Source organism: Massilia sp. BGA-UO-ETr-WB1 (assembly GCF_059567845.1).
Genome location: NZ_JCAQOT010000027.1, coordinates 984,757 through 1,006,816, shown reverse-complemented (window position 1 = coordinate 1,006,816; position 22,060 = coordinate 984,757). Strand labels below are relative to the sequence as shown.

17 protein-coding genes are annotated in these 22,060 nt (G+C 69.3%); 11 read left to right on the top strand and 6 right to left on the bottom strand.

Annotation, left to right across the window (positions count from 1 at the left end; genetic code table 11):
* The first annotated feature begins 89 nt into the window (after positions 1–89).
* Positions 90–851 carry a fumarate/nitrate reduction transcriptional regulator Fnr gene (gene fnr, locus AC56DV_RS31245; protein ID WP_496318087.1) on the top strand — a complete coding sequence of 254 codons (762 nt, stop codon included), beginning with the start codon at positions 90–92 and terminating at the stop codon, positions 849–851.
* A gap of 36 nt (positions 852–887) precedes the next feature.
* On the opposite strand, the gene AC56DV_RS31240 is transcribed toward fnr, so the two are convergent.
* Positions 888–1,724, bottom strand: a complete 837-nt coding sequence (locus AC56DV_RS31240; protein WP_496318086.1) for a universal stress protein — start codon at positions 1,722–1,724, stop codon at positions 888–890.
* A 32-nt stretch (positions 1,725–1,756) separates the two neighbouring features.
* Positions 1,757–2,140 (bottom strand): TraR/DksA family transcriptional regulator, encoded by a 384-nt coding sequence (locus AC56DV_RS31235; RefSeq protein ID WP_496318085.1) that lies wholly within the window; start codon positions 2,138–2,140, stop codon positions 1,757–1,759.
* A 170-nt stretch (positions 2,141–2,310) separates the two neighbouring features.
* Here AC56DV_RS31235 and AC56DV_RS31230 point away from each other — a divergent pair, with 170 nt between their 5' ends.
* The 5 genes from AC56DV_RS31230 (at position 2,311) to AC56DV_RS31210 (ending at position 8,388) form a co-directional block, all read left to right on the top strand.
* The gene (locus tag AC56DV_RS31230; RefSeq protein ID WP_496318084.1) at positions 2,311–3,792 is read left to right on the top strand and encodes a sensor histidine kinase; all 1,482 of its coding nucleotides are present in this window, start codon (positions 2,311–2,313) and stop codon (positions 3,790–3,792) included.
* Positions 3,789–4,202 carry a response regulator gene (locus AC56DV_RS31225; protein ID WP_496318083.1) on the top strand — a complete coding sequence of 138 codons (414 nt, stop codon included), beginning with the start codon at positions 3,789–3,791 and terminating at the stop codon, positions 4,200–4,202. Before AC56DV_RS31230 ends, AC56DV_RS31225 begins: the two co-directional genes overlap by 4 nt.
* Before the next feature lie 3 nt (positions 4,203–4,205).
* Entirely contained in the window at positions 4,206–5,705 is a 1,500-nt protein-coding gene (locus AC56DV_RS31220) for a hybrid sensor histidine kinase/response regulator (protein ID WP_496318082.1), read from the top strand.
* Positions 5,698–6,336: a response regulator gene (locus AC56DV_RS31215; RefSeq protein WP_496318081.1), complete on the top strand. Its 639-nt coding sequence runs from the start codon at positions 5,698–5,700 to the stop codon at positions 6,334–6,336. Before AC56DV_RS31220 ends, AC56DV_RS31215 begins: the two co-directional genes overlap by 8 nt.
* A gap of 114 nt (positions 6,337–6,450) precedes the next feature.
* The gene (locus tag AC56DV_RS31210) at positions 6,451–8,388 is read left to right on the top strand and encodes a diguanylate cyclase domain-containing protein (protein WP_496318080.1); all 1,938 of its coding nucleotides are present in this window, start codon (positions 6,451–6,453) and stop codon (positions 8,386–8,388) included.
* Between the two features lie 72 nt (positions 8,389–8,460).
* On the opposite strand, the gene AC56DV_RS31205 is transcribed toward AC56DV_RS31210, so the two are convergent.
* Complete coding sequence (locus AC56DV_RS31205; protein ID WP_496318079.1) at positions 8,461–9,219, bottom strand: helix-turn-helix domain-containing protein; 759 nt, start codon at positions 9,217–9,219, stop codon at positions 8,461–8,463.
* A 200-nt stretch (positions 9,220–9,419) separates the two neighbouring features.
* On the opposite strand from AC56DV_RS31205, the gene AC56DV_RS31200 reads away from it, so the two are divergent.
* Positions 9,420–11,513, top strand: a complete 2,094-nt coding sequence (locus AC56DV_RS31200) for a putative bifunctional diguanylate cyclase/phosphodiesterase (protein ID WP_496318078.1) — start codon at positions 9,420–9,422, stop codon at positions 11,511–11,513.
* A 69-nt stretch (positions 11,514–11,582) separates the two neighbouring features.
* The gene (locus tag AC56DV_RS31195; protein ID WP_496318077.1) at positions 11,583–14,204 is read left to right on the top strand and encodes an EAL domain-containing protein; all 2,622 of its coding nucleotides are present in this window, start codon (positions 11,583–11,585) and stop codon (positions 14,202–14,204) included.
* Here the strand turns inward: AC56DV_RS31195 and AC56DV_RS31190 are convergent.
* The 3 genes from AC56DV_RS31190 to AC56DV_RS31180 all read right to left on the bottom strand — a co-directional run bounded on the left by AC56DV_RS31190 (position 14,129) and on the right by AC56DV_RS31180 (position 17,632).
* Positions 14,129–14,968: a response regulator gene (locus AC56DV_RS31190; RefSeq protein WP_496318076.1), complete on the bottom strand. Its 840-nt coding sequence runs from the start codon at positions 14,966–14,968 to the stop codon at positions 14,129–14,131. The genes AC56DV_RS31195 and AC56DV_RS31190 overlap by 76 nt on opposite strands.
* The gene (locus AC56DV_RS31185) at positions 14,961–16,715 is read right to left on the bottom strand and encodes a hybrid sensor histidine kinase/response regulator (protein WP_496318511.1); all 1,755 of its coding nucleotides are present in this window, start codon (positions 16,713–16,715) and stop codon (positions 14,961–14,963) included. The genes AC56DV_RS31190 and AC56DV_RS31185 overlap by 8 nt, the downstream gene beginning before the upstream one ends.
* A gap of 191 nt (positions 16,716–16,906) precedes the next feature.
* Positions 16,907–17,632 carry a Crp/Fnr family transcriptional regulator gene (locus AC56DV_RS31180; RefSeq protein WP_496318075.1) on the bottom strand — a complete coding sequence of 242 codons (726 nt, stop codon included), beginning with the start codon at positions 17,630–17,632 and terminating at the stop codon, positions 16,907–16,909.
* Between the two features lie 398 nt (positions 17,633–18,030).
* Between AC56DV_RS31180 and AC56DV_RS31175 the strand changes: the two genes are divergently transcribed.
* The 3 genes from AC56DV_RS31175 to AC56DV_RS31165 are packed head-to-tail and all read left to right on the top strand — an operon-like array spanning position 18,031 to position 22,023.
* Positions 18,031–18,573: a TRAP transporter small permease subunit gene (locus tag AC56DV_RS31175; RefSeq protein WP_496318074.1), complete on the top strand. Its 543-nt coding sequence runs from the start codon at positions 18,031–18,033 to the stop codon at positions 18,571–18,573.
* The gene (locus tag AC56DV_RS31170; RefSeq protein ID WP_496318073.1) at positions 18,570–20,345 is read left to right on the top strand and encodes a TRAP transporter large permease; all 1,776 of its coding nucleotides are present in this window, start codon (positions 18,570–18,572) and stop codon (positions 20,343–20,345) included. The genes AC56DV_RS31175 and AC56DV_RS31170 overlap by 4 nt, the downstream gene beginning before the upstream one ends.
* 10 nt (positions 20,346–20,355) lie before the next feature.
* Positions 20,356–22,023 carry an FAD-dependent oxidoreductase gene (locus AC56DV_RS31165; RefSeq protein ID WP_496318072.1) on the top strand — a complete coding sequence of 556 codons (1,668 nt, stop codon included), beginning with the start codon at positions 20,356–20,358 and terminating at the stop codon, positions 22,021–22,023.
* Positions 22,024–22,060: the final 37 nt, after the last annotated feature.

Genomic DNA, 22,060 nt, shown 5'->3' with positions numbered 1-22,060 from the left:
CCAGCCGGGATACCCGATAGCGCGCCCGGCATGCCTGCCCGATACTGTGTACAGCCATCTCGCCCCCCTTATAAGTATAGGAGCAGACCATGAATGCCACCATTCCCATCGCATCCGCCACCCGCGCGCCGGTCCAGCCGCGCTGCGGGCTGTGCAGCTTCAACCGCTTCTGCCTGCCGCAGGGCTTGGGCGAGGACGCCATGCGCCGCCTGGACCAGATCATCGCCCGCCGGCGCCGGGTGCAGCGCGACGAGCAGCTGTTCAGCATGGGCCAGGGCTTCGGCAGCCTGTACGCGGTGCGCCTGGGGCATTTCAAGACGGCCCAGGTCAACCAGCGCGGCGAGCAGCAGATCACCGGCTTCCACATGGCCGGCGACCTGCTGGGCATGGAAGCCATCGGGGCCGGCCAGCACAGCTGCAGCGCGGTGGCGCTGGAGGACAGCGAAGTGTGCGAGATCCCGTTCGGCCGGCTGCAGGAACTGGTGGCCCAGATGCCCGAGCTGATGCAGCAGTTCCACCGCACCATGGCGCGCGAGATCCAGCGCGAGCAGGCGGTGGCCTTGTTCCTTGGTAATATGCGCGCCGAGCAACGCCTGGCCTTGCTGCTGACCTCGCTGGGCGCGCGCTACGCGGCGCGCGGCTTCTCGCCCTCCAGCTTCCAGCTGCGCATGTCGCGCGAGGACATCGGCGGCTATCTCGGCCTGACCATCGAAAGCATCAGCCGCCTGCTGGCGCGCTTCCGCAAGGCCGGCTGGATCAGCCTGCACAACCGCGACCTGCGCATTCTCGACCTGGCCGGCCTGCAAGACCTGGCCGCCGGCCGCATGGAACCGGACCGCGAGGCGGCCTGAGCCGCCCCACACGGCATGCGCGGTCCCGCCGCGCGCTCAGTGCGCCATCAGCACCGGCAGCGTCATCTGGCGCAGGATGGTGGCGGTCACTCCTCCCAGCAGCATTTCCCGCAGGCGGGCGTGGCCGTAGCCGCCCATCACCAACAGGTCGGCGCCGGTGTCGGCCGCCAGCGACAGCAGCGCATTGCCTGCGTCCAGCGCCGTGGGCAGGGCGCTCACCTCCACCCGCACCCCGTGCCGGCTCAGGTACAGCGCCAGGTCGGCGCCCGGCTGTTCGCCGTGCACGCCCCAGCGCGCCTGCGGATTGAACACCACCACCGTCACGCGCGCGGCCTGCTTCAGCAGCGGCAGCGCGGCCGTGACGGCGCGCGTGGCCTCCATGCTGCCGTCCCACGCCACCAGCACTTCGCTGCCGGTGTGCTCCCACTGGCCGGCGTAGGGCAGCAGCAGCACCGGCCGCACCGCGTTCAGCAGCACATACTCGGGCAGGTCGTTCCAGCCGCCCGGCACCGTCTCGTCCGGATCAGTCTGGCTCAGCACCACCAGGTCGGCGTAGCGCGCCTGCAGCGCCATGCCGCCGTCGAAGTCGTCCTGCACCAGGCGGCGTTCGCAGGAGGCGGCGCCGGTCTGGGCGGCCAGCGCGTCGAACTGGGCCAGGGCGCGCTCGGCGTTCTCGCGCATCAGCTCGACCTGCTCGGCGATCATCGGCCCGCCCATGGCGATGCTGGCCGGCATCAGGAAGCGGGACACGCCCGTCATGGCGCCGCCCACCAGGTGGGCGTCGAAGGTGCGCGCCAGGGTGGCGGCGAAGCGGATGCGCTGCGGCGCGTGGCGCGACAGGTCCGCGTGGACCAGGATGGTGCGGTAGCTCATGGAATGCTCCTTGCTTGTGGGAAAATTGTTGCTCACGCGGGCGGCACCTGGTAGCGCCGCTCGCTGTCCTGCTGGCAATCGAGGCAGAGCGCCGCAGCCGGCCGCGCCTGCAGCCGCGCCGGGGCGATCGGCAGGCCGCAGGCGCGGCACAGCCCGTAGCTGCCGTCCGCCAGCCGCGCCAGCGCCTGCTCGACCGCCTCCAGCTGGCGGCAGTCCTGGTGCAGCAGCGCCAGTCCGCTCTCGCCCAGCGCGTCGGCCTGGGCCGGATCGGCCTGCGCATAGTCGTTCTCCAGCGCCCTGGCCGCCTCGGCGCCGTCGGCGTGCAGCCGGGTGCGCACGGCGCCGGCCAGCGCGCTGCGCTGTTCCAGCAGCACGCGCCGCAGTGCCGCTATCGTCTTGTCATCCAGGTGCCGCATCGCTCTCTCCGTCATTCAGCTGGCTACCACTGTATGGGAATCGGCACGCGCGCGTCAGGGGGCGGTTTGATCCAGGTCAAATCGCGCCGCAATTTCGGCGCCGGCCGCAGGGCTTTACCGGCCGCGGCATCAATCGTATGATGATGACAACTCCACAACCGGGAACTTGCGTGCAAACTTCTCCCATCGCCGAGCAGAGCCTGGCCTGGCTGCTGGCCTCGGCCGCGGATCCGGTCGTCATCGTCGACCGCGCCGGCGCCATTGTGCTGGCCAATCCTGCGCTGGAGGCGCTGTTCGGCTACACCCAGCAGCAGCTGCGCGGCCAGCCGGTGGAGATGCTGATCCCGGAACGCTTCCGGCGCGGCCACGAAGCGCTGCGCGAGGGCTACAGCGAACAGCCCCGCCCGCGCGTGATGGGCGCCGGCGCGGCGCTGTTCGGGCGCCACCGGGAAGGCCGCGAGTTCCCGCTCGAGGTCAGCCTGTCGCCGCTGCGCAGCCCCGACGGCCACAGCATGGTGATGGCCACGGTGCACGACATCAGCGCGCGCAAGGCGGCCGAACGGGCGCTGGAGGAGAGCGAGGCGCGCATGCGCGCAGTGTTCGAGACGGCGGTGGACGCCATCATCACCATCGACCAGCATGGCGCGCTGGAGCGCTTGAACCCGGCCGCCGAGCGCATGTTCGGCTACCGCGAGCAGGAGGTGGCCGGCCGCAACATTTCCATGCTGATGCCCGAACCGCACCGCAGCGCGCACGACGGCTACCTGGCGCACTACCTGGCCACCGGCGAAAAGCGCATCATCGGCAAGGGCCGCGAAGTGCAGGGCATGCGGCGCGACGGCAGCGTGTTCCCGATGGACCTGTCGGTGGCCGAAATGACCCTGGGCGGCAAGCGCATGTTCACCGGCCTGGTGCGCGACATCACCGAGCGCAAGCTGGCCGAGCAGAAAACCCAGCAGCTGCTGCAGGAATTGAGCAGCGCCAACGAGGAACTGACCAACTTCGCCTACGTGGTGTCGCACGACCTGAAGGCGCCGCTGCGCGGCATCGGTTCGCTGGCCGACTGGCTGGCCACCGACTACGCCGGGCAGTTCAACGACGAGGGCAAGGAGCACATGCGGCTGCTGATCAACCGCGTGCACCGCATGGGCGCGCTGATCGACGGCATCCTGCAATATTCGCGCGTGGGGCGGGTGCGCGAGGCGGTGTGCGCGGTGGACCTGAACCGGGTGCTGGCCGAGGTGCTGGACCTGCTGGCGCCGCCGCCCGGCATCGCCGTCAGCGTGGCGCCCGGCCTGCCCACCGTGGCCGGCGAGCCGACCCGGCTGCAGCAAGTGTTCCACAACCTGATTTCCAACGCCATCAAGCATATGGACCGCCCGGACGGGCGGATCAGCGTCGGCTGCGCCGACGACGGCAGCCACTGGCGCTTCGCCGTGGCCGACAACGGCCCCGGCATCGAGGCGCGCCATCTCGAGCGCATCTTCCAGCTGTTCCAGACGCTGGCCCCGCGCGACCGGGTCGAGAGCACCGGCGTCGGCCTGGCGCTGGTGAAGAAAATCGTCGAAATGTACCGCGGCCGCGTGTGGGTCGAGTCCGCGCCGGGCGCCGGCGCCACCTTCTATTTCACCTGGCCCAAGGAGTGCCGATGAAGCATGCAAGCAAACCCATCCTCCTGATCGAGGACGATAGCGTCGACGTGATGACCGTCAAGCGCGCGCTGAAGGAAATCGGGGTCGGCAACCCGGTGGTGGCGCTGGAGCACGGCGAAACGGCGCTCGACTACCTGCGCGCGCCCGGCAGCGAGCGTCCCTGCATCATCCTGCTGGACCTGAACATGCCCATCATGAGCGGCATCGAGTTCCTGCGCGAAGCCAAGCAAGACGCGGCGCTGCGGCCGATCCCGGTGGTGGTGCTGACCACCTCGGCCGAGCAGCAGGACAAGCTGAGCAGCTTCGAGCTGGGCGTGGCCGGCTACATGGCCAAGCCGGTCGACTACCGCGCCTTCGTCGAGGTGGTGCGCGAGATCGACCGCTACTGGACCGTCAGCGAGATGCCCTGAGCCATGGAGATGCAGCCCCAGCCGGCCGCACCGGTGCGCATCCTGATCGTCGAGGACGACCTGGTCGACCGCATGGCGTGCCGGCGCGCCTTCCGCGCCGCCGGCGCCTACCGCCTGCTGGAGGCCGAGACCGGCCAGCAGGGCCTGGCCATGGCGCTGGCCGGCGAGGCCGACTGCGTGCTGCTGGACTACAACCTGCCGGACCTGACCGGCCTGGAATTCCTGGCCGGCCTGGCCGCCAGCCGCCCCGGCGGCGACGCGCCGCCGGTGATGATGCTGACCGGCGCCGACAGCGCCACCGTGGCGGCCGAAGCCATGCGGCGCGGCGCGCGCGACTACCTGGTCAAGGACGGCGAGGGGCGCTACCTGGAGCTGTTGCCGGCCGGCATAGAGCGCATGCTGCGCGAACAGCGCCTGCGCGCGGAGAAGCAGCAGGCCGAGGCGCGCTTCCGCACGCTGGTCGAGCAGATCCACGCGGTCAGCTACGTGGCCGCCACCGGCCCGCAGGCCGGCCTCGAGTACGTCAGCCCGCAGATCCGCATCCTGGGCTACACGCCCGAGGAGTGGCTGGCCGACCCCGGCCTGCTGCGCCAGCGCATGCACCCGGAGGACCGCGAGCGGGCCTGGGGGGCGGTGTGCGCCAGCCGCGCCGGCGCCTGCGCGCTGCGGGTGGAGTACCGCCTGCTGCCGCGCGGCGGCGGCGAACTGTGGGTGCGCGACCAGGCCGATCCGGTGCCGGGCCCCGGCGGCACGGGTCCCGGCGCGGCGGTGCTGCAGGGCATCCTGATCGACATCAGCGCCGGCAAGGCGGCCGAACAGGCGCTGCGCCAGTCGCAGCAGGAACTGCGCCGGCTGGGCGCCCACCAGGAGCGCATCAAGGAAGAGGAACGCAAGCGCATCGCGCAGGAAATCCACGACGAGCTGGGCGGGCTGCTGACCGGCATCCGCGCCTACATCCTGGTGGCCCAGGAACGCGCGGCGGCGGCCGGGCGCGCGCCGGAACCGCTGCTGGCCGATACGGCGCAGCTGGTGCAAAGCGCCATCGAAACGGTGCGCCGGGTGATCACCGACCTGCGCCCGAGCGTGCTGGACCAGCTCGGGGTGTGGGCCGCGCTGGAATGGTACACCGGCCAGGTGGCGCTGCGCGCCGGGCTGCGCTGCGCCTGCCAGATCGACGCGCAGGCCGCCGCGCTGGAACTGGACGCCGAGCGCAGCACCATGCTGTTCCGCATCGTGCAGGAGGCGCTCACCAATGTGGTGCGGCACGCCGCGGCCAGCGAAGCGCGGGTGGCGGTGGCGCGCGAGCCGGGCGGCCTGCGGCTGACGGTGACCGACAACGGCAAGGGCATCGCCGCCGAGGGTTTGCTGCCGCGCGAGTCGTGGGGCATCCTCGGCATGCACGAGCGCAGCCGCAGCTTCGGCGGCGAGCTCGACATCAGCGGCGGCGCCGGCGGCACCGTGCTGACGCTGCATTTGCCGCTGCCGGAGGACGGCCATGGCTGACGCGATCCGGGTGCTGCTGGTGGACGACCACGCCATCGCCCGCAACGGCGTGCGGTTGATGCTGGGCACGGCGACCGGCATCGAGGTGGCGGGCGAGGCCGGCAACGCGGCCGAGGCCATGCAGCGCGTGGCGGAACGGGAATTCGACGTGGCGCTGGTGGACATCACCATGCCCGGCAAGAACGGGCTGGAACTGCTGAAGGCGCTGCGCGCCGAGCGGCCGCGCATGGCGGTGCTGATGCTGAGCACCTATTCGGAGGAGATTTACGCGGTGCGGGCGTTGAAACTGGGCGCGGCCGGCTACCTGACCAAGGATGCGCCCACCGCCACGCTGGTGGAGGCGGTGCGCAAGGCGGCCGCCGGCGGCAGGCACGTCAGCCCGGCAGTGGTGGAAAAGCTGGCCATGCTGGTGGGCGGCGGCGGGGGCGGTGGCGGCCACGAGGCGCTGTCGGACCGCGAGCTGGAGGTGTTCAAGCTGATCGCCGCCGGCGAGCCGCTGGTGCGCATCGGCGAGCTGCTGCACCTGAGTCCGAACACGGTCACCACCTACCGCACCCGCATCCTGGACAAGATGGGCATGGCCAGCAACGCCGAGCTGACCCGCTACGCCCTGGAGCACGGCATGCTGTGACGCGGCGGGGGCGCCGCTTTGATCCAGGTCAAGTTTTTCTGCAACTTCGTGCGCCTTCCTTGTCCCGGCGGCTTGCCTGGCACCGATAATGGTGGCAGCAAAGGCGGAGGGCATATGGGAGACGGCGAAACTTCACTGCGGGGCGCGCGCCACGGCCGACTGGCGTCCTTGTTCACCATCGTGCTGCTGCCGGCGCTGGCGATCGGCTGCATCTTTGCCGCCACGCTCTACCTGGAGCGCGAACGCCAGCTCGAGACCGGCGCGCTGCAGACTGCGCGTGCCCTGTCGCAGGTGTTTGACGGCGTGCTGGCGAACCGCCAGGCCCGGCTCGAAGTGCTGGCGCTGTCCCCGCAACTGGCGGCGGGCGAGCTGGCCGCGTTCCAGCGCCAGGCCCAAGCCGCCATGGGTGCCGGCGCCACGGACAGCGCCGTGGCGCTGATCCGCGTGGACGGCCAGCAACTGATGAACACGCTGGTACCCTGGGGTACGGCGCTGCCCAGGAGCGGCGCGCTGGACCTGGTGGCCCGCGTCGTCGCCACCGCCAGGCCGGCCGTGTCCAATATGTTCATCGGCGCGGCCAGGCGGCGCCAGGTCATTGCGCTGGCCATTCCAGTCAGATTGCCGGGGCAGGACGCGGCAGGCGTGCTGCTGTACGGCCAGCCGGTGGCGGGGCTGCAGGATTTCCTGGCCCGGCAGCGCCTGCCTGGCGGATACGGCGCCGTGCTGCTGGACGGCGCCGGCACGGCCATCGCCCACAGCGGCGCGGCGCCGCAAGCGGTCGGCGCCCGGGGCGAGCCGGCGATCCTGGCGGCGCTGGCGAACAAGGGCGAAGGCACGCTGCGCGCCGGCGACCACTTGCTGGCCTATAGCCGCTCGGCCCACTCCGGCTGGACCGTGGCGCTGCGCATCGAGCGCAGCGTGGTGCTGCAGGGCATGCGGCGCGGCCTGGCCGGCGTCGCGGCCGCCGTGCTGGCGGCGCTGGGCTGCGGCGCGGCCATGGCCTGGCGCTTCAACCGCAGCACCTTGCGTTCACTGGGCGGCCTGCGCGCGGCGGCGGCGCGCGCCGCCGCCGGCCATCTGAACGCCCGGGCGCCGCTCGACGGGCCGCTGGAGATCGCCACGCTGGCGCAGCAGTTCAACCATATGCTGGCGGCCCGCGAAGCGGCCGAACGGCGGCTGCACCTGTCGGCCAGCGTGTTCAGCGCGGCGGCCGAGGGCATCATGCTGGCCGATGCAGAGCTGCGCATCATCGACGTCAATCCGGCCTTCCTGGCCATGAGCGGCTATGCCCGCCACGAGCTGCTCGGCCAGCCCACCAGCGTGCTGCAGTCCGGCCGCCACGGCCCCGCCTTCTACGACGCGATGTGGCAGGCGATCGACGCCCAAGGCCACTGGCAGGGCCAGATCTGGGACCGGCGCCGGGACGGCACGCTGTTCGCCGCCTACCTGACTATCACGCGCGTGCTCGGCCGCACGGGCGACGTCAGCCACTACATCGCGCTGTTCACCGACATCACCGACCAGCGCCTGCAGCAGGAGGAAATCGAGCGGGCGGCCCACATCGACCCGCTGACCGGGCTGCCCAACCGGCGCCTGCTGGCCGACCGCCTGCAGCAGGCGCTGGCGCGCGCGCGGCGCCAGGGCGGCATGTTGGCGGTGTGCGCGATCGACCTGGACGGCTTCAAGGCCGTCAACGACACGCGCGGCCACGAAGCCGGCGACGCGGTGCTGGTGGAAGTGGCGCAGCGCCTGCAGCGCGTGGTGCGCGCCAACGACACCGTGGCGCGCCTGGGCGGCGACGAGTTCGTGCTGCTGCTGGCGGACCTGGAAAGCGCCGAGCTGGCCGAGGAGATCGTGCTGCGCGCTTTGCAGGCGGTGCGCCAGCCGGTGCCGCTGGAGCAGGGCAGCGCCCACGTCTCGGCCAGCATCGGGCTGGCGCTGTATCCGGAGCACGGGTGCGATGCGGACGCGCTGCTGCGCGCCAGCGATGGCGCGATGTACATCGCCAAGCGGCACGGGCGCAACCAGTTCAGCCGCGCGCTGGCGGCGTGAGGCGGCGCCCGGCATGGCGCGCCCCGGCCGGCCCAGCCTGCCTTGGGCCGGGCCGGACTGCGCCGGAATGGCTCAGGCGGCCCGCATGGCCGGCAGCGCCTGGGTGGACGGCGGCGCCGCGATGGCGCGCAGGCCGCCCGTGTCGCGCAGCTCGATGGCGCGGTTGCTCACCGCGAGCAGGCCGTTCTGCTTGAACATGGACAGCAGCCGGCTCACGCTTTCCACCGTCAGCGCCAGGTAGGCGGCCAGGTCTTCGCGCGACATGCACAGCTGGAAGGCCGTGGCCGAGCCGCCGCGCTCGCCGTAGCGGCCGCCCAGGTCGAGCAGCAGGCGCGCCAGCCGCTGCGGCGCGCGCGCGTTGCCGAGAAATAGCATCTGGTCCTGGCGCTGCGCCAGGCTGGCGCTCAGCACATGGGCCAGCCGCCGCGCCAGCGCGGGTTGCCGCGCCACCAAGGATTCCAGCGCCGGGTAGGGAATCGCGCAAACCACGCTGTCCGACAAGGCCACCGCGTCGCTGGCGTAGCGGCCGGTGCCGATGGCGTCCAGCCCCAGCAGGTCGCCGGGCATGGCAAAGCCCAGCACCTGCAGGCCGCCGTCGGGCGCCGCGCGCTGCAGCTTGAACTGGCCGCTCTGCACCGCATGCAGCTGGCCGAACGGCGCACCGCCGGTCTCCACGCGCTCGTGGCGCGCCACCGGTATCCGCTGCGCCACCGTACGCTCGAACTCGTCGAGCGCGCCGCCCGCCAGGCCCGACGGCAGGCAGAGGGCGCGCCAGCGGCAGTTGTCGCACTTGGCGCCGGCGGCGGAGGGAAGGGCGGTCGGATGATTCATTGTGGCAAGAAACCTTTCATGCATGAATCCGCAGGATAGCAAGCGTCCCGTTTGCTGCCTTTGATCCATATCAAAGATTTCACTGTGCTGCGTGGCGGAAGCATGCCAGAGAGCGCGGAAATTTTGATTTGGGTCAATTTTTTTATTGCCCAACATCAGTATTCTTGCGTTAATTTCCCCGAAGTAATTAGCGAGGCCCCATGAACGACAGTTATTCCACCGCCTCTAGCCTGGCGGCCAGCGCAGTACTGGACGCGTTGCCGGACGAGATCGCCGTGCTCGGGCCGGACGGCAGCATACTCGCGGTCAACCGCGCCTGGCGCCGCTTCGCCGCCGAGCACGGCGCGCGCGGCGCCGAGCCGGCCGGCGCCGTCGGCGCCAACTACCTGGCCGCGTGCCGCCAGGGCGGCGAGGCCATGCAGGCGCGCGACGGCATCGCGGCGGTGCTGGCCGGCAACACGGCGCGTTTCCAGATGGAGTATGCACTGCCCACCGAGGATGGCGAACGCTGGTTCGGCATGTCGGTCACGCCGCTGGACGCGGACTGGCGCGGCGCCGTCGTGGCGCATACCGACATCACCGAACGGCGCCGGGCCGAGTCCGGCCTGCGCATCGCCGCCATCGCCTTCGATTCCCCGGAAGGCATGATGGTGACCGACGCCGACGGCGTCATCCTGCAGGTGAACGCCTCCTTCACCCGCATCACCGGCTACAGCAGCGCCGAAGCGGTGGGACGGACACCGGGCATGCTCAGCTCGGGCCGGCACGACGCGGCCTACTACCGCGCCATGTGGGCCGCCATCGGCGCCAACGGCCGCTGGCAGGGCGAGATCTGGAACCGCCGCAAGAACGGCGAGGTGTATCCGGAACTGCTCAACATCGCCGCCGTGCGCGACGGCGGCGGCGCGGTCACGCATTACGTGGCTTCGCTGAACGACATCACGCTGAGCAAGGCGGCCAGCGACCAGATCAAGAACCTGGCCTTCTACGATCCGCTCACCCATTTGCCGAACCGCAGGATGCTGCTGGAACGGCTGGCGCAGGCGCTGCCGGCCGCCGGCACCAGCGGCCACCACGGCGCATTGATGATCATCGACCTGGACGACTTCAAGACGCTCAATGAAACGCTGGGCCACAGCACCGGCGACCTGCTGCTGCAGCAAGTTGCCACCCGCCTGCACGCCTGCCTGCGCCAGGGCGACACCGTGGCGCGCCTGGGCGGCGACGAGTTCGTGGTGCTGGTGGAGGGTCTGGGTGAACAGGCGCCCGAGGCGGCCGCCCAGAGCCGGGCCTTGGCCGGCAAGATCCTGGCGGCGCTGAACCGCCCCTACATGCTGGGTACGCACCAGTGCCGCAGCACGCCCAGCATCGGCATCACGCTGTTCCACGCGGGCATGCATTCGCAGGCCGACGAAGTGCTGGCGCAGGCCGACATCGCCATGTACCAGGCCAAGCAGGCGGGCCGCAACGGCATGCGCTTTTTCGACCAGAGCATGCAGGACAGCATCAGCGAGCGCGCCCGGCTGGAGAACGAGCTGCGCCACGCCATCGACACCCAGCAGTTCGAGCTGTACTACCAGGTGCAGGTGGACTGTTTGCAGCGCCCGGTCGGCGCCGAGGCGCTGATACGGTGGATGCAGCCGGACGGCAGCGCGGTCTCCCCGGCGCGCTTCATACCGCTGGCCGAGGAAACCGGCTTGATATTGCAGTTGGGCCAGTGGGTGCTGGAAAGCGCTTGCGCCCAGCTGCGCGCCTGGCGTGCCGAGCCGGCCATGCGCGCGCTGCCCCTGGCAATCAACGTCAGTGCGCGCCAGTTTCACCAGAGCGGCTTCCGCGAGCAGGTTTGCTCCGCGGTGCAACGCTACGGCATCGACCCCGGCCTGCTGAAACTGGAGCTGACCGAGGGCATCCTGCTGGACAACATGGACGAGACCGTCGCCAGCATGCAGGCGCTGCGCCAGCTCGGCGTGCGCTTCTCGCTGGACGATTTCGGCACCGGCTACTCCTCGCTGCAATACCTGAAACGCCTGCCGCTGGACCAGCTGAAGATCGACCAGTCTTTCGTGCGCGACCTGGTCAACGACGCCAACGACCAGGCCATCGTGCTGACCATCATCGCCATGGCGCGCAGCCTGAAGCTGGACGTGATCGCCGAGGGCGTGGAGAGCGATGCGCAGTGCGCCTTGCTGGGCCAGCTGGGCTGCCAGTCCTACCAGGGCTATTTATTCGGCAAGCCGCTGCCGGCGGCGGCGCTGGCGCAACTGCTCCAGAGTGGCTTTCCTGATGCAATTTGATCCACATCAAGGTTATCAGGCTCGGGGCGGCATTACAGTGGATGATCGAACAACAGGAATAGTCAGCAGATGAATCAAGCGATGTCCGAACAGACCGGCCTGCAGGCCGAGGGCATGATGCCGGGTATGGAGGAAGTGCGCCAGCGGCTGGCCTTCCTGGAGTTTGGCCCCGAGGACACAGCCCTGCTGTTGCAGGTGCACGAACGGCTGCAGCAGCGCGTCGGCCCCGTCGTCGACGCCTTTTACCGGCACCTGCAAGGCGTCCCTGCGCTGGCCGGGCTGCTGGCGGAGGGCGGCCGCTTCGATCGGCTGCGGCGGGCGCAGGCGGACTATTTCGCCAGCCTGTCGGGCGCCCCCATCGACGACGGCTACGTGCGCGACAGGGTCCGGGTGGGGCTCGTGCACCGCCGCGTAGGCCTGGCGCCGCAATGGTATATCGGCGCCTACCGCAAGTATCTGGCCGCCATCGGCGGGGTACTGCGCGAGGTGCTGGCCGGGCAGCCCGAGCTCGCGTGGCAGACCTACGAGGCGCTGCTGAAAGTGGTGTGTTTCGACCTCGGCCTGGCGCTCGACACCTACATCCGCTCCGGCGAGCATGAGTTGCTAAGGCTAAAGACCTACTCCGAGCAGGTGATCGACGCCATGCCGGCCGGGGTGATGGCGGTCTGCGCCAACGGCACCGTGCGCACCCTTAACCGGGCCTGGCGCGCCTTGCTGTCGCTGGACGGCGGCGACGCGGCGGGGCAGCCGTACGCGGCGTTCGCGCCGCAGCCGCAGCTCAGGAGCTGCATCGCCGCCGGCCTGGCCAATCCGGACTACCGCCACGAGCTGGTGATCTCCGCCGGGCCGGACGACCAGCCGCTGCGGCACCTGCGCTGCAATCTTACGCGCGTGCCGCTGGACGGCCAGCGCATGCTGCTGCTGGTGCTGGAGGACGTCACCGCGCCGTTGCAGGCGCGCGCCCAGCTGCGCGCCAGCGAAGCGCGCTTCCGGGCCGCGTTCGGGCAGGCGGCCGTGGGACTGGCCCAGCTCGCGCAGGACGGGCGCTGGCTGCGCGCCAACTTCAAGCTGCAGGCGCTGCTGGGCTATTCGGAGACCGAACTGGCCGGCATGACGCTGTGCGACGTGCTGCCGCCCGAGGAGCGCGCGGCCGAGACGGCGGCGCTGCAAGCCCTGCTGGCCGGCGACTGCGACAGCCACTGCCGCGAACTGCGTTACCGCCACAAGGCGGGCCAGCTGGTGTGGGTGCAGGCCACCTATTCGCGCATGTACACCGAGCAGGACGGCGTCACGCTGATGGGCGTGATCGAGGACGTGGCGCAGCGCAAGCGCTACGAGCAGGAGCTCACGCAGCTGGCCAACCACGACGCGCTGACCGGCCTGGCCAACCGGACGCTGCTGCTGGACCGCCTGACGCAGGCGGTGACCTATGCGCGCCGCGCCAGCCGTTGGGTGGCGGTGCTGTTCCTCGACCTGGACCGCTTCAAGAACATCAACGACAGCCTGGGCCATGACGCCGGCGACCAGGTGCTGGCCGAAGTGGCGGCGCGGCTGTCGGCCTGCGTGCGCAGCGGCGACACCGTGGCGCGCCTGGGCGGCGACGAATTCGTTGTGCTGCTGGCCGACGTGGCGCGCGGCGAGGAGGTGGCCGCGGTGGCGCAGAAGCTGGCCGACGCGCTGGCGCAGCCGATGTCCGTGTTCGGGCACGAGATCACGCCGGTGGCCAGCTTCGGCATCAGCCTCTATCCCAGGGACGGCGCCGACAGCCAGGCCCTGCTCAAGAACGCGGACGCGGCCATGTACAGCGCGAAAAAGCTGGGCGGCGCCCAGTTCCAGTTCTACGCGGCCGACATGAACCTGCGCACGCTGGACCGCATCAAGATGGAGGCGGCGCTGCGCCACGCGGTCGAGCGCGACGAGTTCGAGCTGCATTACCAGCCGCAGCTGAACCTGGCCAGCGGCGCCGTCGACGGGGTCGAGGCGCTGGTGCGCTGGCGCCGTCCCGGGCACGGCCTGGTGGCGCCGGCCGAGTTCATCCCGGTGGCCGAGGAAACCGGCCTTATCGTCCCGTTGGGCGAATGGGTGCTGCGCGCCGCCTGCGCCCAGCAGGCAGCCTGGCGCGACGCGGGACTGGGCGACTTGCGCATGGCGGTCAACCTGTCGGCGCGCCAGTTCAAGCAGCACGACCTGGTGCACAGCGTGGTGCGGGCCCTGCACGACAGCGGCTGCGCGCCGGCGCGGCTGGAGCTGGAGATCACGGAAAGCGTGCTGATGGAGCATCCCGACGCGGCCACCCTGATCATGGAGCAGCTCAGCGAGATGGGGGTGAAGCTGTCGATCGACGACTTCGGCAGCGGCTATTCGAGCCTGGCCTACCTGAAGCGCTTTCCCATCCATTCGTTGAAGATAGACCGCGCCTTCGTGCACGACATCACCACCGAGGCGGGCGACGCGGCCATCGCCAGCGCCATCATCGCCCTGGCGCACAGCATGAAGCTGGGCGTGATCGCGGAAGGCGTGGAAACCGAACAGCAGCTGGCCTTCCTGCGCCGCGAGCGCTGCGGCCACGTGCAAGGCTACTACTTCAGCCGGCCGCTGCCGGCCGCCGAGCTGGCTCAGTTGCTGGCCGGCGCCAGCCGCTGCGGCAAGGCGGACAGCAGGTGGGTGATGTCGCGCCCCACGCCGCGGTAGCCGCTGAAGCGGCCGCCGGCGTCGAACATCGGCTCGCCGCTCACTTCAACGTACTGCATGGCGCCGTGCGCCGTGCAGCGGCTGCAGATCAGGTCGAGGAAGGGCTTGCGCTCGGCGATGTTGGCCTCCAGCGCGGCGCGTTCGGCGGCGTCCCAGTCGCCCATCGGCTGGCCCGGCGCCTGTTCCAGCCCCAGCATGCCGGCCGCGCCGCCCGAACTGCAGGCCAGCGCGCCGTCGGCGTCCTGTTCCCAGTACCAGTCCGACGACAGTTCGGTGAAGCGCTGGAAGCGGGCCTCGCTGGCGCGCAGTTCCGCGGTGCGCTCCAGCACGGTGAACTCGAGCTGCTGGTTGTAGCGGTTCAGGCGCTGGTGCAGCAGGCGCAGTTCCAGCATGTTGCGGATGCGCGTTTCCAGTTCCACCAGTTCGTAGGGCTTGCTGACGAAGTCGCGCGCGCCGGCCTGCAGCGCGCGCAGCTTGTGGTCCGGCTGGGCGGTGACGACCAGCACCGGCACGTAGCTGTCCGGCTCGATGTCCTGCAGCCCGGCCATGACGCCGAAACCGTCCAGGCCCGGCATCTGCAGGTCGAGCAGGATCAGGTCGTAGGAATGCTCGAGGTGCAAGGCGCGCACCGTGAAGGGATCGGTGCAGGAGGTGACGTTCCTATAGCCGGCGTTGTCCAGTATCTGCTCCAGCAGCATGACGTTGGCCTCCTGGTCGTCGACGATCAGGATGCGGGCGTTGAGTATGGCGGATGCTTCAATCATGATGTTCTACCTTAGTGTTCAACTGCGTGTTCAACTTGTTGTCCAGCTTGTTGTCCTGGCTGTGCTGCAGCGCGATATCCAGCGTTTCCATGAACTCGACAACATTGATCGGCTTGGTCAGATAGCGGAAGAAGCCGGCTTGCAGGCCGCGCTCGATGTCGCGCGGGACCGCGTTGGCCGATAGCGCCACCACCGGGATGCTCGCGGTGGCCGTTTCGGTCTGCAGGATCTTCAGGCAGCCGAAGCCGCTGATGCCGGGCAGGTTGATGTCCATCAGGATCACGTCCGGCAAACAGGTACGCGCCAGCTGCAGGCCCAGGCTGCCGTCGATGGCGGTCAGCAGCGTGAGGTCGCCGCGCCGCGCCACCAGTTGTTCGACCAGGATGAGGTTGGCGGGGTTGTCCTCCACGTACAGCAGCGTGCGCGGGCAGGCCGACACCAAAGCCGGCGCGTCGGCCGGCAGCGGCACATAGCTTTCCACGTCCAGCATGGGCTCGCTGCTGGCTTGCAGCTCGATCCAGAACGAGGTGCCCACGCCCGGTTCGCTGTCCACGCCAATGCGCCCGTTCATCAGCTCGATGAGCTGGCGCGTCACCACCAGGCCGATGCCGGTGCCTTCCTCGCCGTTCTCGTCCTGCCCCAGCCGGTTGAAGGGCTGGAACAGCTGGCCCAGCTGGGCCGGCGTCAGGCCGTGCCCGGTGTCGTCCACGCTCACGCGCACCACGCCGGCCACGCTGGCGCAGCGCACCGTGACGCTGCCGCCATGGCGGTTGTACTTGATGGCGTTCGACAGCAGGTTGATCATCACTTGCTTGACGCGGGTGCGGTCGGCGTGCACGAACAGCGCCCGGTCCTGGTCAGGGAAGTACATGGTGATGCCGCGCTTCTCGGCCAGCGGCGCCACCATGGCGTGGCAGTCGCGCAGCACGTCGACCAGGCCCATCGACTCGCGCGACATGGTGACGCGGCCGGACTCGATCATGGCCAGGTCGAGGATCTCGTTGATCAGGCGCAGCAGATACCAGCCCGCCTTCATGATCTGGTCGAGCGAGCGCTGCTGGCGCAAAGGCGGCGGCGGCTTTTCCGACGCCATCAGCTGCGCGAAACCCAGCACGGCGTTGAGCGGCGTGCGCAGCTCGTGGCTCATGCTCGACAGGAACTCGGACTTGGCGCGGTTGGCCTTGTCGGCCGTGGCGCGCGCCTGCTCGAGCTCGACATTGCTTTCCTGCAGCGCCTGCTGCTGGTCGCGCAGGCGCCGGTCGAGCACGGACTGGACCGCCTCGGCCTGCTTGCGGGCCGTGTTGTCGGTACCCATCAGCAAGTAGCCGATGACGTGCTCGCGCCCGTCGCGCAGCGGGCTCACCGAGACGATGGCGGGCAGGCGGCTGCCGTCCTTGCGGATGTAGGTCAGCTCGTAAATGTCCTCGATGCCGCGCGAGGCCTTGAACACCAGTGCCTCGAAGCCGGGCGTGATGACGGTGCCCAGCTCCTCGCTCAGCGAGGCTGCGCGCGCCACCAGTTCGTCGGCGTCGGAGATGCCGGCCGGGGTGATGCGGTTGACCACGTCCGCCGCCCGGTAGCCCAGCATGCGCTCGGCGCCCACATTGAACAGCTGGATCACGCCGTTGGTATCGGTGGCGATGCTGGAAAAGTTGGCGCTGTTGAAGATGGCGTGCTGCAGCGCGTCCGCCTTGAGCAGCTGCTGCTGGCCGTGCAGCACCGCGCTGCGGTTACGCATCATCCACATGATGCGCAGGTAGATGCCGGCCAGGAACAGGGCGGCGGCGAGCGCGATGTTGCCCGCCAGGCCGAGGCTGGCGGCCGGGTCGAGCCGGCCGTTGCGCGCCATGGCGAAGGTGGCCAGCAGCAGCACCAGCGTGATGCCGAAGCCGGCCAGCAGCAGGCGCTCGGTCGGGGTTTTCTGTTTGGGAACCATGTTCATTCCCGGTTCTGGCGCACGTCGGACAGCAGGCGCGCGAACTCGTTCTTGACCACGTTGTAGCACTCGCACACGTCGGCCTCGAGGCCGGCCCGGTCGAGCACGGTGATGTGGCCGCGCCGGTAGCTGATATAGCCGAAGCCTTGCAGGCGGCCGGCCGCCTCGGTGACGCCTTCGCGGCGCACGCCCAGCATGCCGGCGATCAGCTCCTGGGTCATGGTCAGCTCCTTGTCGCCCAGGCGGTCCAGCGTCAGCAGCAGCCAGCGGCACAGCTGCTGGTGCAGGGTGTGGTGCCGGTTGCACACGGCCGTTTGCGACATTTGCGTCAGCAGCGCCTGGGTATAGCGCAGCAGCAGGCGCATGGTCGGGCCGGCGCGGTTGAATTCGGCCTGCAGGATGTCGGAGCGCAGCCGGTAGCCGTGGCCGCCGGTCTGCACCACGGCGCGGCTGGGGGTGGAGTCGCCACCCATGAACAGGGCGATGCCCAGCACGCCCTCGTTGCCGACGCCGGCGATTTCCGACGAACCGCCGTTCTCCAGCAGGTAATGCAGCGAGATGATGGCGGTGGTGGGGAAATACACGTGCGCGAGCTTGCCGCCGGATTCGTACAGCACCTCGCCCAGCCGCATGGCGACCAGTTCCAGGTGGGGCGCCAGGCGCGCAAAATCCGCCTCGGGCAAAGCGGACAGCAAATGGTTTTGTATGGGGTCGTTAAGACCGGACATGTCAGGATTCCTGATTCCAGTCGTTAACTAGGTGGGTAGCAGAGGCGGCCGAACGATTGCCGTGTCGACACAGTAACACAGCGCAAGCAATACCGCTGGTTTCTCTGCGGCGCCGCCCGGCGCCGCCGCCGGGACGTCGAAATCGGGCGGCAGGCGTGCCATCTTGCAACACTTTTGCGCCGCCTTCCAGCGCCCTGGCGCCGGCGGTTTTGCCGGCGCCCTGCGGCCGGGCGGCGCGCGGGCCGCCGCCTGCCCACTTTTCCATAGGCAAACCATGCCCCGGGGCGGTTACCAGCGGGTGAATATTGATGTACTATCCTTGCAACAATCCTTTTATTTTCACAACGACCGGATGGGGCAATCACCTTGCACCAAAACGGCACAGGAGACATTAGTACATGCAAGGATTACTCCGCCTCTCGCACTGGCTCGACAAGATCGGCTACCGCTGCGGGCAACTGGCCAACTTGATGATATTGGCCTCATGCGTGATCAGCGCCAGCAACGCCATGATCCGCTACGGCTTCGACTGGAGCAACAACTGGCTGCTGGAACTGCAGTGGTACCTGTTCGGCGCCGCCGTCATGCTGGGCGCCAGCTACACGTTCCAGCGCAACGAGCACGTGCGCGTGGACCTGGTCTACGGCCACGTGTCCGAGCGCAAGCAACTGTGGATCGACGTGTTCGGCATCATCTTCTTCCTGTTCCCTGCCTGCGTGCTGTTCGCCTGGCTGTCCTGGTATTCGCTGTTCATGCCCTCGTGGGAAGTGCTGGAGCAATCGAGCAACTCCGGCGGCCTGCCGCGCTACCCCATCAAGATTATCGTCCCCCTCGGCTTCGCGCTGCTCACGCTGCAAGGCGTGGCCGAACTGATTAAACGCATTGCCGCACTGGCCGGCAAAGCTCACCTGGACAGCAAGTACGAAAGGCCAGTGCAATGATTCCGCTCGAAATAATGCCGCCGCTGATGTTCGGCGGCCTGGTGCTGTTTATGCTGGTCGGCTTCCCGGTGGCGTTCTCGCTGCTGGCCGTGGGCCTGTTCTTCGGCCTGATCGCCATGTGGCAGGGCTTCTTCGGCGTGTCCTTCATGCAGGCCGTGCCGCAGCGTATCTTCGGCAGCGTGCTGGCCAACGATTTGCTGCTGGCGATACCGTTCTTTACCTTCATGGGCGCGGTGCTGGAGAAGTGCCGCCTGGCCGAGGACATGCTGGACTCCATGGGCCAGCTGTTCGGCAAGATGCGCGGCGGCCTGGGCTACTCGGTCATCATCGTCGGCTTCATCCTGGGCGCCATCACCGGCACGGTGGCGGCACAGGTGATCGCCATGGCCATGATTTCGCTGCCGGTGATGATGCGCTACGGCTACCACATGCGCTACGCCACCGGCGTGCTGGCCGCCTCCGGCACCATCACGCAGCTGGTGCCGCCGTCGCTGGTGCTGGTGGTGCTGGCCGACCAACTGAAAACCCAGACCGCCAGCGCCGACGTGGGCAGCATGTACCTGGGCGCCTGGGGCCCGTCGCTGGTGCAGATTGGCCTGTTCGCGCTGTACACCTTCGTGCTGTCGCGCGTGCGTCCCGAGTGGCTGCCGGCCGCCCCGCGCGACGAAAAGACGCTGGAAGGCTGGGCCTTGTGGCGCCAGTGCCTGCGCGGCATCATCCCGGCCGCCGTGCTGATCTTCATGGTGCTGGGCACCATGATGCTGGGCATCGCCACGCCGACCGAATCGGGCGCCATGGGCGCGCTGGGCGCGGTGATCCTGGCCGTGATCCGGCATCCGGAATTCAACCTGCGCGACAGGATGGTGTTCCGCGTCGGCATGGCCGCCATGGTGCTGGCCGGCGTGATCGGCGCCTTCTACTATGAAAAACTGACCGGCCTGGCGCAACCCGCCAAGCCCTTCGTGCAGGCCGCGCTGGCGGTGCTGTACATCACCGTGATCTGGATGATCGTGCGCGCCAGCCGCATCAAGCCGCTGCGCGACCTGATCAAGCTGAGCTACCAGTCCACCATGCGCCTGACCGCGATGGTGGTGTTCATCCTGATCGGCTCCACCTGCTTCTCGGTGGTGTTCCAGGGCGTGGACGGCGGCGTGTGGGTCGAGCACCTGTTCACCGGCATCCCCGGCGGCTGGATCGGCTTCCTGCTGGTGGTCAACCTGTTCGTGTTCTTCCTGGCCTTCTTCCTCGACTTCTTCGAGATCGCCTTCATCGTGGTGCCGATGCTGGCGCCGGTGGCGCAGAAGATCCTTGCGCCCGAGCTGGAGCCGATGATGGGCAGCCCGGAAGCCGCCGCCTCGGCCGCGCTGGTGTGGTTCGGCGTGATGCTGTGCGTGAACATGCAGACCTCCTTCATGCACCCGCCGTTCGGCTTCGCGCTGTTCTACCTGCGCGGCGTGGCGCCCAAGGAAGTCAAGAGCTCCGACATCTACTGGGGCGCCTTGCCGTGGGTGGCGCTGCAGATGGTGATGGTGCTGCTGGTGGCGGCGTTCCCGCAAACCGTGACCATGTTCCTGGATAAAGGCACGCCCGGCACCACCGGATCGGGCGACCTGATTATCGAACGGCCCGCCGGGGACACCGGGCAGGGCGCGGAACCGGACTTCCAGATTCCGCAGTTCGACGACAGCACCCCGGCCGAACCGCCCGCAACCGAACCGGCCCCGCCCCCGCCCCCGGCCCCCGAGCCCAAGCCGGAGCCGGACAAGAAATAGGGAGAGCATCATGACCGCCTCGCCATCCGAACAGCCGCCGCTTCCGACCCCGGAGCTGGAACGGCGCCGCCACCAGATCTTCCCGGTGCTGAGCGAGGCGGATATCCGCCACGTGAGCCGCTTCGGCGAGGAGCGCGTGTACCGGGGCGGCGAGGTGCTGTTCGAGGCCGGCAAGCCCACCCCGGGCATCATGTTCGTACTGGCGGGCAGCATCGCGGTGTACCGCCACAACGGCTTCGACACCTGCGCCCGGATCGCCACCCTGCATCCGGGCCAGTTCACCGGCGAGGTGGGCGAGCTGTCCTGCCGGCCGGCCATGGCCAACGGCATCGCCGCCGGCGAAGTGCGGGTGCTGCTGCTGCCCGCCGAGGCGCTGCGCGCGCTGCTGGTCGCCAGCACCGACCTGAGCGAACGCATCATACGGGCGCTGATACTGCGCACCGTGTCCCTGATCGAACAGAATTCCGGCGGCCCGGTCATCATCGCCCCGCGCGGCCATGGCCGGGTGCATGCGCTGGAGAGTTTTTTAACCGCCAACGCCCATCCCTACACGGTGCTGGACCCGCTCACCGACCCGCGCGCCATCGCGCTGGCGGCGCAGCACCAGCCGGCGCCGGAGGAATGGCCGCTGGTGGTGTGCCCCGGCGTGGGGCTGAAGAAGAACCCCTCGATCGTGGAACTGGGCCGCTGCATCGGCATGCTGCGCCCGCTGAGTGAGGACAAGCTGTGGGACGTGATCGTGGTCGGCGCCGGGCCGGCCGGACTGGCGACGGCGGTGTACGCGGCGTCGGAAGGCTTGTCGGTGCTGGCGCTCGAAACGCGCGCCTACGGTGGCCAGGCCGGCGCCAGCGCGCGCATCGAAAACTACCTCGGCTTCCCGACCGGGATTTCGGGCGGCGCGCTGACCGGCCGCGCCTACGTGCAGGCGGAGAAGTTCGGGGTGGAGATCGCCATCCCCGCGCCGGCGGGCCGCCTGGATTGCGCCGGCTATCCCTTGCAGGTTGAAATGTGCGGCAGCCTGGCGCTGCTCAAGGCGCGCGCCGTGGTGCTGTCGTGCGGCGCCCGCTACCGGCGCCCGTCGCTGGCCAACCTGAAGCAGTTCGAGGGCAAGGGCGTGTACTACTGGGCCTCGCCGGTGGAGGCACAGCTGTGCAAGGCGGAAGAGGTGGTGCTGGTCGGCGGCGGCAATTCGGCCGGCCAGGCGGCGGTGTTCCTGGCGGGCCATGCCGCCAAGGTGCACGTCCTGATCCGCAAGGGCAGCCTGGCGTCCACCATGTCCAGCTACCTGATCGAGCGCATCTCGGCCACGCCCAACATCGAACTGCACACGCATTCGGAAATCGTGGCGCTGGAAGGCGACGACGACGGCTTGAAGCAGGTGCGGATACGCAATTCGCGCAGCGGCGAGGAAATCGATTGCGACACCTGCCGGGTGTTCCTGTTCATCGGCGCGGACCCCAACACCGGCTGGCTGGGCGGCTGCGGCGTGGAAGTCGACGGCCACGGCTTCATCCGCACCGGCTTCAATGCCGCGCTGCCTTTGCAGACCAGCGTTCCCGGCGTGTTCGCCATCGGCGACGTGCGCGCCGGCTCCACCAAGCGGGTGGCCGCGGCGGTGGGGGAGGGCGCGGCGGTGGTGGCGCAGATCCACCAGTTCCTGGCCGCCGCGCAGACTTGAGCCGCCGCGCGGCCAGTCGCTAGTGACGACACCAGCT